The 14,835-nt window shown below is 62.6% G+C and carries 7 protein-coding genes; 5 read left to right on the forward strand and 2 right to left on the reverse strand.

The window, feature by feature from the left end:
• Positions 1–327: 327 nt before the first annotated feature.
• The 5 genes from K3166_RS11905 (at position 328) to K3166_RS11925 (ending at position 13,472) form a co-directional block, all read left to right on the forward strand.
• Positions 328–1,263, forward strand: coding sequence for a universal stress protein (locus K3166_RS11905; protein ID WP_282098814.1), 936 nt, complete (start codon positions 328–330; stop codon positions 1,261–1,263).
• Positions 1,260–9,479, forward strand: a complete 8,220-nt coding sequence (locus K3166_RS11910) for a glycoside hydrolase family 94 protein (protein WP_221422422.1) — start codon at positions 1,260–1,262, stop codon at positions 9,477–9,479. Before K3166_RS11905 ends, K3166_RS11910 begins: the two co-directional genes overlap by 4 nt.
• On the forward strand, positions 9,476–11,890 hold the full coding sequence (gene ppsA / locus K3166_RS11915; RefSeq protein WP_221422423.1) for a phosphoenolpyruvate synthase: 2,415 nt from the start codon (positions 9,476–9,478) through the stop codon (positions 11,888–11,890). The genes K3166_RS11910 and ppsA overlap by 4 nt, the downstream gene beginning before the upstream one ends.
• Positions 11,887–12,813 (forward strand): 1-phosphofructokinase family hexose kinase, encoded by a 927-nt coding sequence (locus tag K3166_RS11920; RefSeq protein WP_221422424.1) that lies wholly within the window; start codon positions 11,887–11,889, stop codon positions 12,811–12,813. Before ppsA ends, K3166_RS11920 begins: the two co-directional genes overlap by 4 nt.
• 83 nt (positions 12,814–12,896) lie before the next feature.
• Entirely contained in the window at positions 12,897–13,472 is a 576-nt protein-coding gene (locus K3166_RS11925) for an NAD(P)H-dependent oxidoreductase (protein ID WP_221422425.1), read from the forward strand.
• Positions 13,473–13,495: 23 nt separating this feature from the next.
• Here K3166_RS11925 and K3166_RS11930 read toward each other — a convergent pair whose 3' ends face one another.
• Positions 13,496–14,176: a phosphoribosyltransferase gene (locus tag K3166_RS11930; RefSeq protein WP_221422426.1), complete on the reverse strand. Its 681-nt coding sequence runs from the start codon at positions 14,174–14,176 to the stop codon at positions 13,496–13,498.
• A complete protein-coding gene (locus K3166_RS11935; RefSeq protein WP_221422427.1) occupies positions 14,173–14,829 on the reverse strand; it encodes a dienelactone hydrolase family protein in 657 nt (218 codons plus the stop codon). The genes K3166_RS11930 and K3166_RS11935 overlap by 4 nt, the downstream gene beginning before the upstream one ends.
• Positions 14,830–14,835 lie beyond the last annotated feature (6 nt).

Raw genomic sequence — 14,835 nt, forward strand, 5'->3', positions numbered from 1 at the left:
CCCGTCACGCCGACTGGAAACGGCGAAGTCTGATGAAGCAGAAGTTTGGTGGAGCGCATTGCCGCTCAGGTTCGCAGAGTGCGCCCGGTCCGCTCCATCCGTAAGTGTCCTGAGTGCAGCGATTAAGGAGGGTTCCGTATAGGCTGCGACCTGCCCCGACCTCATGCTTGATCAAGACGCCGGAGACTCGCCCCCGCGTCACCCTTCTAGGAGATCGCAGTGATTGGCAGCCAGTTCAGAAACTATGCTGAAATCGGACCGCGTACCGCCACGACCTCATACGGTTCGCGCACTTCGCCGCAAGGAATCTTTCGCCCTAAAAGCGAGGTGCCTCGCCTGCTGGCGTGCATTGATGACGGGGAGATGGCAAAAGCCGTTTCGGCGCAGGCACTGGCGATTGCCTGCAGTCTGGGCATGGAAGTGACGTTTGCCCGCGTAATCGATGCCCCGGGCCAATTTGCATCGCCAGCGGACCCGATCGAATGGCAGCTGCGGCGGCGGACACAGCAAGAGGACCTGCGCCGCTTTTCCGGTCAGGAAGAAGGCCAGGTAATTACCAACAGGGTGCTTCTGGCCGGTACGCCAGCCGACGAATTGAGCGACTGGGCGCTAGATCATGGTGCCACTCTGCTGGCCACGGGGCGGCGGCGCTTCGAAGACGGCAGGGGCATGGGTTCAACGGCCCAGTCGCTGCTTGAACGCGGCGAACACTCACTGCTGATAGTCCCACCAGGCCAACCGCGAAAAGGCCCGTATCGCAGGATCATGGTTCCCATCGACGGTTCCGGCCGCGGAGATGCGGTCTTGCCCGTCGCACGCCGCATTGCGCGGACCCACGGGGCCGACCTGATGCTGATCCACATCGTACCGCCGACCGAAATTCTTGAAACAGTAAACGCCCCGCAGCTTCACCGGCTTAGTAACGAGCTGGACGAACAGAAAAGGCGCCACGGCAAGAACCACCTGGAGGAGCTTCGCAGCCGGAGCATCGAGGACGGTCTCGAGGTGGAAACGATCCTTCGCGGGCCAGGCGATCCGCGTTCAATGCTGCGCGACGCGGCGATCTCGGAAGATGTCGATCTGATCGTGATGGCATCGCATGGCACCACCGGATTGAGCGATGTCGCTTGTGGCAGCGTTACCAAATACCTCGCCGAACATGCACCGGCGCCCCTCCTGATCGTCAGGCCAAATTTACGCTGCAGTTTCGGTCCGAAGGAGAAAAATTGCCGCAATCCTTCCGTTTTTCGCTTTGACGAGTGACCGCCCCCGCCGATCTCGAGTCGCCGCTCGAACATGCGGCGCACGAACTGGCTACGCAACATCGGCTTGGCCGCGCTCATCCCGTTCCGATCACTGTCCTGAACCACCTTCCGGACATCAAACGATGGCTCGAAGAAACGAGGCAGGTCTGCGTCGACCCCCCGCCGGACGCCGGAAAGGCAGCAGAGTGGCTGCTCGACAACGACTACCAAGTCTATCGCGCGCTGCGCAGGATCGACAAGGATCTTCCGCCCGCCTTCTACCGCCAACTGCCGGCGCTGCGGTCAGACCAGCGCGGTATCCCGCGCGTTTATGACCTGGCCGCGGAATACCTGCGTGCCAGTCACATGCAGGTGTCACTCAATGGCCTCGCCGAATTCGTGGAGGCTTACCAGCAGCGTTTGCCGCTGAAGATCGCGGAAGTCTGGGCGCTTCCGACCATGCTGCGAATTGCGTGCGTGGAACATCTCGTGGTGTCGTTTGCATCACTGCTTGCGACCCCGCGAGACCTTCCTTTCTCTGCCAGCGATCTTGGCCTCGACACACTGTCGCTCGATCCAACCGAGCGGGTTGCACGCTCGATTTCCAACCTTGGCATCATCGCATCAATCCCCTGGGAGGATTTCTTCGACCGGGTGAGCGTGGTCGAAAAGATCCTGTCGCGCGATCCGACGCATTTCTATGCACGGATGGATTTCGAGACGCGCGACCATTACCGCAACGCTGTCGAACAGCTGGCGCGAGCCAGCAATTGCGGTGAACGTGAAGTTGCCGAAGCTGCCGTCCGCCACGCACGCGCCAGCCCGGATGAAGAGGTCGCGCACCACGTCGGATACTGGCTGGTCGATGCTGGCCGGCCCGCTCTGGAACGAGAGCTGGGTACGGTCGTCGATCCGGGCCTGCGACTGCGCCGACTTGTAATGGGCCACGCGGGCAGATTTTACGCCCTGGCAATCGCGCTCAGCGGCATCTTGGCATTGATCCTGCCAGCGCTCTATCTTGCGTATGTCGAAGCGCCGCTTGCCGGCTGGATGATTGCGATGATTGCCAGCATCGTGCCCGCCTCCGTGCTCGCGATCACGGCCGTCCACTGGGCGATCACACGTCTGCTTTCTCCGACCGTGCTCCCCAAACTCGATTGCCGCCACGGACTGCCTCGCGATGCGAAATGCTTCGTCGTAGTGCCGGTGGTGATCGGCTCGGAGAAGGAACTGGCAAGCCTCACCCAGCAACTGGAAACCCACTGGCTGGCCAATGTCGATCCCCTGTTGCAAGTGGCGCTGCTGGCCGATTTCGCAGACGCCGATGCTGAGGTCATGCCGGAAGACGCGCGCATCGCCGAGGCCCTGAACCGGGCGATCAAGGAACTGAACCATCGCCACGGCGACCGCGCACCCGAAGGACCGTTCCATCTCCTGCTCCGCCCGCGCTTGTTCAATCCATCCGAGGATTGCTGGATGGCCTGGGAGCGCAAGCGCGGAAAGCTGGAGCAGTTCAACCGGCTGATCGTGGAAGGCGACTGGACTGCCTTTTCGGCGCACATTGGAAACAAGGCAGCATTTCGCGATGTCCGTTACGTCGTGACGGTCGACGCCGATACCATGCTGCCACCCAGTTCGGTTGCGCGCCTTGTGGGAACCATCGCCCACCCGCTGAACCGGGCGGAGTACGATTCCGAAAGCGGCACGGTCGAGCGAGGCTACGCCTTGGTGCAGCCGCGCGTCGAGATATCGCCCCCGGCCGGCAATCGCAGCCTTTATGCCAGGCTGTTCACCGGAGACACCGCAATCGACATCTACAGCCGGGCGGTATCCGATGTGTACCAGGACCTTTTCGGTGCGGGCATTTTCGTCGGCAAGGGCATTTACGATGTTCGCGCCTTTCATGCCGCCGTTGACGGGCGTGTTCCTGAGAACCGCATCCTGAGTCATGATCTTTTCGAGGGCGCGCATGGCCGCACCGCGCTTGCGACGGACATCGTGCTCTACGAAAATTTCCCGGCGAGTTATCCCGAATATGCCCGGCGGCTGCACCGCTGGGTCCGCGGCGATTGGCAATTGCTCGCCTGGCTCTGGCCGCGTGTGCCGGGTCCTGACGGCACGCGCCTGAGAAACTCCATTTCCGGAATAGACCGGTGGAAGATGCTCGACAATTTGCGCCGCAGCATGGTCGCGCCCGGCCTGCTTTTCCTCGCGGTGGCTGGCTGGTTGATACTGCCGGGGGCCCCGTGGTTCTGGACAGCGCTCGTCGTCATGGCGCCCGGCTGGCAATTGATGACGGATATCGTCAGCGGATTGGCGAGAGGACGCCGGGTAGGGGCTACATACGGCATGCGTGCGCGGTGGGCGGACCAGGCAGGGCGCTGGCTGCAGCTCATGGTCTACCTGATGCACGAGGCGGTCCTGTCATTGCATGCCATTACCGTCACCTTGTGGCGCACATTCGTAAGCCACCACCACCTGCTCGAATGGACATCTGCCGCGCATATCGCCTCGCGCATGGCCGAGCTCAGCCCGCGCCGGCTGGTCTGGCGCGAAATGTGGATGGGTCCTGTGCTTGCCGGCGTGATCGGAGTGACCCTGGCCCTCCTGAGGCCGGCAGCTTTGCCGGTGGCCCTACCGCTTATCGCAGCGTGGCTGGTGGCACCTGAAATCGCCCTCTTCAGCAGCAGGCCGCGCCAAACCAAGGCTGCACCGCTGGGGACAGGCGACGAACAGTTCCTGAGATTGCTGGCCCGCCGCACGTGGTATTTCTTCGAAAGGTTCGCCGGGCCGGAGGACAACTGGCTGCCGCCGGACAATTACCAGGGCCCGCCACATGAAGAGATCGGTCATCGCACCTCGCCAACCAACATCGGCATGTTGCTCGTCTCGACCGCCGCGGCTTGGGATCTCGGTTTTCTCGGGCGAGCGGAACTGGCGGCGCGCGGCCGCAATGTGCTCGATGCGCTGGCGCAGCTGGAACGCTATCGCGGGCATTTCTACAATTGGTATGAAACCCGGCATCTTCACCAGCTCGAGCCTCGCTATGTCTCGACTGTCGACAGCGGCAATCTCGCAGTAAGCCTGATCGCGTATGCGGAAACACTGCGAGAGGCCGCCAGCAGCGCTGGATTCGAAGCGCAGCGCTGGAGTGGGCTCGAAGATATCATTGCATTGCTGGACGAGGCGGCGCTGGGGCTGTCCGGATCTGCGCAATTGCGCGCTCATATCGCCGCGATAAAATCGCGCGCGCAACAGGCCGCCAGAGGCAGCGAGACCGACCTCGCCGAGTTTGTGCACTGGTTACGCCAAACCGAACTGACAGGGCTTGCAGACACTGCGGAAGCAGTCGCCGAGGCAGCCGGAGATGCCACGCCCGAGCACATGCGCGACCTGCTGATCTGGCTCGATCGTCTGCGTCATCACGTGGACGAGATGCACCGCGATCTTGATCCGCTCAACGATCTGCCGGACGAAATGCTGTCCTTGGCCGAAGAAGTCATCGCGCTGGCCTGGTCAATGGATTTTTCTTGGCTTTACGACCGCGAACGGCGGCTGTTCTTCATCGGACACAATGTCACCGCGAGCCGGATCGACACGCACCATTACGACCTGCTTGCCTCCGAAGCCCGGCTTGCGAGCTATTTCGCCATCGCGAAGGGCGATGTTCCGATCGAGCACTGGTTTCATTTGCAGCGCCCGGTGACGCGTGTGCGAGGGGGGCTGTCGCTCGTCTCGTGGAACGGCTCGATGTTCGAATACCTCATGCCGCGCCTGCTGCTGCGCGGGGAACCGGATACCCTCTTGGGCGAGAGCGAACGGGTGTCGGTGGAGATCCAGCGGCGATCCGGCAAGGCGCTTGGTACACCGTGGGGCGTCTCGGAATCCGCTTATGCCGAACGCGATCCCGAGCACCGCTATCGCTACCAGGCTTTCGGGACTCCCGGCCTCGGGCTTAAGCGAGGGCTCGCCCGCGATAACGTCATTGCTCCTTATGCATCGGCACTGGCACTGGCTGTGGCTCCGCAGCAGGCGACCGCCAATCTGAGGCGACTGTCAGAGTTGGGTGCGCAAGGCCGTTTCGGGATGTGGGAGGCGCTCGACTTTACACCTGACCGCGCTCCCGCGTCGCAGGCTTTCATGCCTGTCATGGCGTACATGGCTCATCATCAGGGCATGGTGCTTTGCGCGATCGCCAACGCGCTGACCGATGACCGGATGGTTGCCCGGTTCCTGCGGGATCCGCAAATGAAGCTCGTGTCGCTGCTACTGAGCGAGCGGGTTCCGAATGAAATACCGCCCGAAATCGAGCGGCTCGAAACGCTTGCTCATGGCGAGACCGCCAAGGATGTCGGGCCGATTGCGCCTTGGGCACCTGCACCGATGGCGTTCCCTCAGGTCCAGGTCCTGGGTAACGGCCGCCTGTCGAGCTGGATCGGGGAAAGCGGCGGCGGGGCGCTGCGGTGGCAGGGACAGGCACTGACACGGTTTTCACCCGACGCCACTCGCGATGCGGACGGGTTCTGGTTCTATGTTCAGGACATGGAAAGCGGGGCGCTGTGGTCGGCGACCCGCCAGCCCACCGGTGCGATCCCAGACGAATTTCACGTCCAGTTCCAGCCGCATCTCGCCGAGTTTCATCGCCGCGACCACGGCATCGACCTGCGGCTGGAGGTGTGCGTAGGAAGCGGCGACGACATCGAGATGCGCCGGGTGACACTGGTCAACGAAAGTGACCGTCTGCGCCGTCTGCGCCTGACCACCTATGCCGAGATAGTGCTTGCGCCGCCGCTTGACGATGAGCGGCATCCGGCATTCAGCAAGCTGTTTACGGGCGGAGAGTTCGTACCGCGCCTGGGCGGGCTTCTGTTCACTCGCCGGCCGCGAAACGCGAACGAGACGCCTGCGTCGATGACCCAGTTCGCCATTGACGAAAACGGCCCCATTAGCGCGCTTCGGCATGAAGTGGATCGCCGGGCCTTTATCGGGCGCAATCGCGGACTGGATAATCCGATCGGTGCCTCCCAGCCTCTTACCGCCACGAGCGGATTCACGCTCGATCCCATTTCGGCGCTCCAGTGGGAGATTGATCTGAAGCCGGGGCAACAGAAAGTCATGTGCCTGAACACGGCGGTTGCATCGAGCGGAGCCAAGGCACGGGAGATGGCCGCCCGCCATGCCACTCTCGCTTCGATGGACTGGATTGTTGGCGATGCCACGCTTGAATCCGCCCGTGTAGTCGCGCGCAGTAGGCTGAAGGTCGAAGATCTGCCTGCCGTACAGGCTCTGGGTACGCTGATGATCCACCCGCATGGCGCCTTGCGGACAGGTCCGGACCGGATCCGCAACAATCGCTTCGGCCAATCGAGCCTCTGGGGCCTGGCGCTATCGGGCGATCTGCCCATCCTGTTGCTGCGCGTGAACCGCAATGGAGAGCATCTGCTCCCCCTTCTCGCCAGCGCGCATGAGCTCTGGCGGCGAACCGGATTGCCTGTCGACCTCGTCATCCTGCAGAATTCGGGATCAGCCTATGTCGAACCACTACGAGGCGAACTGTTCGAGCTGCTCAGGGAAATCGGTGCCAGCGATATGTTGGGCCGAAACGGCGGCATTCATCTGCTGTTCGCGGATCAGAGCGGGACCGATCAGGTCCAGATGCTCGAAGCAATGGCATGGGCTATTCTCGATGATGACGGCGGGTCTCTTCAAGATCAGCTGGCGAATGCGAAAAGCTCCGTCCCCCTGCCTCCGCCGATCCTGCCAACGCTGCCGCAGTTGTCCGATCCTCCTGTCCCAGCGCCCGCCGCAGAGGACCTTTTCATGTTCAATGAGACGGGGGGCTTCTCTCCGGACGGGCGCGAATATGTGATTAAGCTGCAACCGGGGCAGACAACGCCGGCACCATGGGTGAACGTATTGGCCAACGATGATTTCGGCACGCTGGTGACCGAAGCCGGCGGCGGCTTCAGCTGGTCGGTCAACAGCGGCGAGAACCGGTTGACCCCCTGGACCAATGACCCCGTCACTGACCGCACCGGCGAAGTCCTCTATCTTCGGGACGAGGAGACCGTTGCCACATGGTCCGTCACTCCGGCCCCCGCCGGGCAGGGCCAGCCATGCGAAATCCGCCACGGCGCAGGTTTCACCCAGTGGCGCCGGACATCCCACGGGCTGGCTCAGGAGCAGCGCATTTCCGTGGCGTCAGACGCGCCAGTCAAATTTGTACGCCTGCGCCTGGGGAACCAGGCGGATCGGCCCCGCAGGCTTACTGCGACCTATTACGCGGAATGGCTGCTTGGATCCCTGCCTTCTGTTTCCCGCCGCCATGTTGCGTGCCGGTTCGACGAGGCCACGCAGACGTTACTCGCCTCCAGTCCGTGGAGCGCGGATTTCGCCGGTCGCTGTGCATTTCTTTGTGCCACCCGGAGGGCGCATGGTTTTACCACCGACAGGGAAGAATTTCTCGGGCGTGAAGGCCGATATGAAGAGCCCGAAGGACTGCGGCGGTGGGGGTTGGCCGCTACCGAGGTCGCTGGCGAAGATGCCTGCGCAGCCTATCAGGTCCATATCGATCTTGCGCCGGGCGAAACCGGCGAAGTGACGTTTATCCTGGGGGAAGCGGCGAATGAGGAAGAGGCGCTCGCCCTCGCTGCGGAATGGCGCGTGCCCGCTGCGATAACAGGCGCCGAAGCTGCCCTGACTGCGAGATGGGACGATTTGCTCAGCGCGGTCACGGTGGAAACTCCCGACCGCGCTTTTGACATGATGATCAACCACTGGCTGGTTTACCAATCGCTGTCGTCGCGCATCATGGCGCGGGCAGGATTCTACCAGGCGAGCGGCGCGATCGGTTTTCGGGACCAGCTGCAGGATGTGCTGGGCCTGCTGCACATCGCTCCGCAAAGAGCGCGCGCTCATATCCTGACCTGCGCCGCGCACCAGTTCGAAGAAGGTGACGTCCTGCACTGGTGGCATCCGCCTTCCGACCGCGGCGTGCGAACGCGCTTCTCCGATGACCTGCTGTGGCTTCCCTATGCCACCGGAACATATGTCCGCGCGACCGGCGACCTCACGATCCTCAGCGAAATCGTACCCTTTCTCACCGCACCGCCCCTCAATCCCGACGAGCATGATCGCTATGCGCAATTTGCCACTGCCCTCACCGATGCGCCGCTGATCGAGCATTGCGAGCGCGCGCTCGAACGGGTCGCGCTGGGCGGACACGGCCTCCCGCTCATGGGCACGGGCGACTGGAATGACGGTATGGATCGTGTCGGTGACGAGGGGCGCGGGGAAAGCGTGTGGCTGGCCTGGTTCGCATCGGTCACGGCGGGATTGCTCGTAGATCTCGAACAGCGATTAGACCGCCAGCACGAGGCCGCGCAATGGGCGCAAACCGCGCGCACCTGGCGGCGTAATGCCGAAGATGCAGGATGGGACGGCGGCTGGTACCGCCGCGCCTATGATGACGAAGGGCATCCGCTCGGTTCTGCAAGGGATGGCGAATGCCGGATCGATTCCATTTCGCAGAGTTGGGCCGTGTTTGCCGGCGCGCACCCCGAACGCACTGCAATTGCGCTTGATGCAGCGCGCAGCGAGCTGATTGATGGCGAGGCGCGTCTGGCCCGCCTGCTGTGGCCGCCATTTGACAAGAGCGTGATCGATCCCGGCTATATCGCAGCATACCCGCCGGGGCTGCGCGAAAACGGCGGACAATATTCCCATGCTGCTGCATGGCTCGGGCTGGCACTCGCCCAGACCGGTGACGCCGACAGCGCTCTCGACGTGTTCCACATGATCTGCCCGGCCAGGCGCACTGCCAGCGCCGAGGGTGCGGAGCTTTACCGGATCGAACCCTACGTCGTGGCGGGCGACATTGCCTCGGCAGAACCACACCGCGGCAGAGGGGGGTGGAGTTGGTACACAGGCGCTGCGGCATGGGCGTGGCGACTTGGCGTCGAGGGTATTCTGGGCATCTCGATGGATGAAGGCAAAGTGCGCATCAACCCATCGCTGCCAAGCGGCTGGCCGGGCTTTCGCGCAACCCTGCGCCGAGGCAATGCGCGGCTGGTTTTCGAGGTTTCGGCAGCAGCTGACGTGCGCGGCCAGTTAATCACGGTCGATGGCGAGAGCGTTTCGGACGCCGCAATTGCCTTCCCTCCCGATGGAGAAACGCGCCGGATCGATGTGCGGTGTGAAGCAACATTGCGCCAACCCGTTGGAGAAACCCTGTGACACAGAAACTCGTGCTGAACCTCGCCCAGGTCTCGAAGGAAGATGTCGGAATTGTCGGCGGCAAGAATGCCTCGCTCGGCGAACTTATCCAGTCGCTCGTCCCCAAGGGAATTGCGGTCCCCGGCGGTTTCGCGACCAGTGCCAACGCCTTCCGGCTGTTTCTGGAGTTCAACGGGCTCAACGGAACCATCGCCGATCTCATCGCCGCATATGAGGGCGGCAAGGACGATTTGGCCAATACCGCCAAGGCAATCAGGAACGCCGTCACCGCGGGCGATTGGCCGGAAGAACTGCGCAGAGCAATTTGCGAAGCCTATGCGCAGATGACCGAGCATGCAGGAGGACAAGAACCGGCGGTAGCCGTCCGCTCGAGCGCCACAGCCGAAGATCTCCCTGAAGCGAGCTTCGCGGGCCAGCAGGAGACATTCCTGAATATCACCGGCGAAGATGCCGTGCTCGATGCGTGCCGCCGCTGTTACGCATCGCTGTATACCGACCGGGCGATCACATACCGCGCAGCGCACGGCTTTGCCGAAGGGTCGGTTGCCCTTTCAGTAGGCGTGCAGCGAATGGTGCGCGCGGACCAGGCCTGTTCCGGCGTGATGTTCTCGATCGATACGGAGACAGGTTTTCCCGACATGGTGCTGATCGACGGCGCGTGGGGGCTGGGCGAGAATATCGTGCAAGGGGCTGTGGATCCCGACGCATGGCAGGTCTTCAAACCGCTCCTCGACGATCCGGGTGTGAGCCCCATCGTGGCGCGGCGCCGCGGCAGCAAGGAAGTGAAAATGGTCTACGCGGCCGGGCCGCATCTTTCGACGCTCAGCATCGAGACAAGCAAGGACGAACGCGAGGCATTCGTACTGACCGACGCAGAAGTGCTCCAGCTGGCCCGCTGGGCAGTCCTGATCGAACAGCATTACGGATGCCCGATGGATATCGAATGGGCCAAGGACGGTCCGGACGGAGGTCTCTGCATTCTCCAGGCCCGGCCCGAAACAGTGCAGTCGCGCAAGGCGGCAGGTTCACTCAAGACCTATTCGCTTTCCAAGCAAGGCGACGAACTTGTCAGGGGCCTTGCCATTGGCGGGGCGGCGGCCAGCGGCGACGTATGCCTGATCAAAAGCGCTGCCGACATTGCCAATTTCGTCGACGGCTCTGTCCTGGTCACATCGACCACCGATCCGGATTGGGTGCCCGTGATGCAGCGCGCAGCGGCCATCGTCACCGACCACGGCGGCCGCACATCGCATGCCGCCATCGTCAGCCGCGAATTCGGCCTTCCCGCAGTCGTGGGAACGGGCGATGCGACAAAGGTGCTCCAATCGGGGCAGCAAGTGACTGTCAGCTGCATCGGCGGTGACGAGGGGATCGTCTATTCCGGCAAAGCCGCTGTCACAGTGGCCGAGGTGGATGTGACCGCGCTGCCCCGAACGCGCACCAAGATCATGCTCAATCTCGCCAACCCAGGCGCTGCGGGTCGCTGGTGGCAGCTGCCGAGCGACGGGGTCGGGCTCACGCGCATGGAATTCGTCATCGCCAACACCATCAAGGTCCACCCGATGGCGCTTGTGCACTTCTCCGAGCTCGAAGACACCGCCGCAAAGGCCGAGATCGAGCGTCTGACTGCGCGGTATGAAGACAAGCGCGATTACTTCATCGACCAGCTCGCGGAAGGACTCGCCCGGATTGCGGCAGTGCAATTCCCCCGGCCGGTCATCGTGCGCATGAGCGACTTCAAAACTAATGAATATGCCGGACTGATCGGCGGGGCAGCGTTTGAACCCATCGAGGAAAACCCCATGCTCGGCTTTCGGGGGGCCGCGCGTTATTACTCGCCCCAATACCGGGCCGGTTTCGCGCTGGAGTGCCAGGCGATCCGGCACCTGCGCGAAACCATGGGCTTTACCAATGTGGCCATCATGATCCCGTTTTGCCGCACGGTGGAAGAAGCTGACCGCGTGATCGAGACGATGCGCGATGAAGGGCTGGTGCGGGGCGAAAAAGATCTCGAGCTGTATATGATGTGCGAAATCCCGTCGAACGTGGTGCTCGCGGGAGATTTTGCCCAGCGGTTCGACGGCTTCTCGATCGGGAGCAACGACCTCACCCAGCTTACGCTTGGTATCGATCGCGATTCCGAATTGCTTGCCGACCAGTTCGACGCGGGCGATCCGGCTGTCGAATGGATGATCCGCCATGTCATCGAAGAGGCGCACCGACATGGCACGAAAGTGGGCCTGTGCGGACAGGCTCCGAGCGACGATCCTGCGTTCGCACGAATTCTGGTCGAATGCGGGATCGACTCTATCTCCGTCACTCCCGACAGTTTCGTGGCGGTCAAATCGCATGTCGCCGCTGCCGAGCAGGCGCTTGAGGCAGGCACCCCGGAGCTGGAGAAATGTCCATGATGGATATCGGCACCCTGACACTCAACCCGACGCTCGACGTCGCTTGCGAGGTCGAGCAAGTCATTCCCATGCGCAAGATGCGGGCGCGGAACGAGCATTACGATCCCGGCGGCGGCGGCATCAATGTGGCACGGGTTTTCGTCCGCCTTGGCGGCAATGCTCGCTGCTATTACCTGTCCGGCGGTGCCACGGGAATTGCGCTCGACGGTTTGCTCGACCTGCATCAACTTGTGCGCTCGCCGATCAGGATAGCAGGCGAAACCCGTGTCAGCACTGCTGTCCATGAACGCAGCACCGGCCAGGAATTTCGCTTCGTGCCCGGCGGGCCCGAAGTGAAAGAAGCAGAGTGGCGCGAATGTCTGTCAAAGCTGGGGCAAGCGCGCCACGATTTCCTGGTCGCCAGCGGATCGCTGCCGCGCGGTGTACCGACCAATTTCTATGCACAAGTCGCAGCCATCGCGGCGGAAAATGGCATGCGATTTGTGCTCGACACCTCCGGCGAAGCGCTTGCTCAGGGGATCGCCGGCGGCAAGGTCTTCCTCGCGAAACCCAGTCTCGGCGAATTTCGCGCCCTGGTGGGCGGCGACCTGCCCGACGATACCGCAATTGCAGAGGCAGCAACCGACCTGGTCCGGAGCGGCAAGGTCGAATACCTGGCGGTCACGATGGCGGAACGGGGCGCATTGCTGGCGAGCGCTGGCGGATCGCTGCGGCTGCCTGCCATCACGGTTCAGACGAAAAGCGCGGTTGGTGCGGGCGACAGCTTTCTGGCGGCCATGGTCCACGCGCTATCCAGCGGCAAACCCGTGGACGAGGCCTTTCGATTTGGCCTTGCTGCAGGAGCGGCCGCCGTACTCACACCCGGCACCGACCTCTGCCGGGCAGATGACGTCAAACGCCTGTTTAATCGTTTATCGTCCTGAAGGGATCGGTATTGCGAGGGGCTAACCGTCTTAAGGGTATCTACGCATACCGCAGTTCTGCTGGCGCGACCTAACCTGCAGACATGCGGTGTATTCTCGTTCTCAACGGTCATCCCCACAACGATGCGGATCACTATGTCCACGCTCTGGCCTCGGCATATGCCGCCAGCGCAAGTGAGCGCCACGAGGTGAGGCGGGTTGATCTCGCAAAGCTCGACTTTCCGATCCTGAGGAACCCGGCAGACTGGATTTCAGGGGAACTGCCCGAAGGACTGAAAGAAGCGATGGATGCACTCATCTGGGCTGACCATGTCGTGATACTCTACCCGCTCTGGATGGGTGAGATGCCCGCCCTGCTCAAGGCAATGCTGGAACAGTTGGCGCGGCCTGGCATCGCGATCGAGCGGCTGGAAAACGGCAGCTACAAGAAGCTGCTGAAGGGCAAGTCCGGCCGCCTTATCGTCACCATGGGGATGCCGTCACGTATCTATTCCGTCTGGTTCCGCGCCCATAGCGTGAAAAGCCTGAAACGCAGTATCCTGGGATTTGCAGGCATTTCGCCGGTCAAGGTTTCGCTTGTCGGGAACGTGGAAGGCAGCTCGGCACACCGCAAAAAATGGCTGCGCAAGGTCGAAAGGCTCGGCTGGCGAGGTAGCTGACTGCGCTACCCACGGCGCGCCGTCTAGCCCATGCGGTCGGCGTGATCCTCAATATCGAGGCGGGCGTCCTCCAGAAGCCGGATAACCTCATCGTCGCTTGTCTGGCCGAAGTCCCGGTAATGCGCACCTACCGCGTGGAATGGTTCGGGCATCAAGAGGCAGACTACGTCGTCGCACAGGCCGCGCAAACTGTTCAAGGAATCGCGCGGTGCCACCGGAACGGCAAGGATAATTCGGGAAGGGCCAGCCTTGGCCAGCGCCTGAAGCGCAACCATCGCAGTGCTCCCCGTCGCTATCCCGTCATCGATCACGACGACCGTCCGCCCCTTGACCGGAACCGGCGGACCACTCCGGTAGGCCTCCCGCCGGCGTTCGATGACGCCGAGTTCGCGTGCAACCTCGCGCTCGATATATGCACGGTCGGCCCCCACCATGCGTGCAGCTGCTTCGTTGATGACGGTCTGCATTGCAGAGCCATCGACAACGGCGCCAATCCCGTATTCCTTGTGTCCCGGCGCACCGATTTTGCGAACCAGGATGACGTCTAGCGGGGCGCCAAGAGCCTTTGCGACCTCGTAGCCAACCGGGACACCTCCGCGCGGAAGCGCCAGAACGACCGGGTCGGCCAGCTTCATGTCGACGAGTGCGCGACCGAGGGCCTTTCCAGCCTCGGCCCGGTTCTGGAACAGGAGATTCCGGATCACGGCACCACTCCTCGGAAGTGGGTACGAAACCAGTCCCCGGCGAGTTCGACAACCTCGTCGAGCGTACCGGTTTCCTCGAACAGGTGGGTGGCCCCCGGCACTATGGCAATCTCATGGACGCAGCCAAGCGCCCCGGCGGCCAATCGGTTCAGCGTGATGACCGGCTCGTCGAGCGAACCGACGATGAGCAAGGTCGGCGCCTTCACTGCCGCGAGCGCCGATCTTCCCGCAAGATCCGGGCGGCCTCCGCGGGAAACGACTGATACGATACGCTCATCACCCGCAGCTGCCCGCAGCGCTGCGCCAGCGCCGGTGCTGGACCCGAAATATGCCGGTTTGAGTAAACGTGTTTCCTCGAACTGCGATGCCCAGTCCGTTGCCCTGCGAAGACGCGATGCCAACAGGGATATGTCGAATACATTACGGCGATCGGTTTCCTCTGCCGGCGAAAGAAGGTCGAGCAGCAGCGTTGCCAGCTTGGCGTCCCGCAGGCGCTGTGCGACATAGCCATTGCGCGGGCTTAGCCTGCCGCTGCCGCTGCCATGAGCGAAGATCACGAGGCCCAGCGCATCGACCGGTACGCCAAGTATGGCGTGCAGGGGAGGTTCGCCGGGCAATATCACTTCGTGTGTATCTTGGACCGAATGTTCCATAATTCG

It is taken from the genome of Qipengyuania psychrotolerans (genome assembly GCF_019711355.1).
Classification (GTDB): Bacteria; Pseudomonadota; Alphaproteobacteria; order Sphingomonadales; family Sphingomonadaceae; genus Qipengyuania; species Qipengyuania psychrotolerans.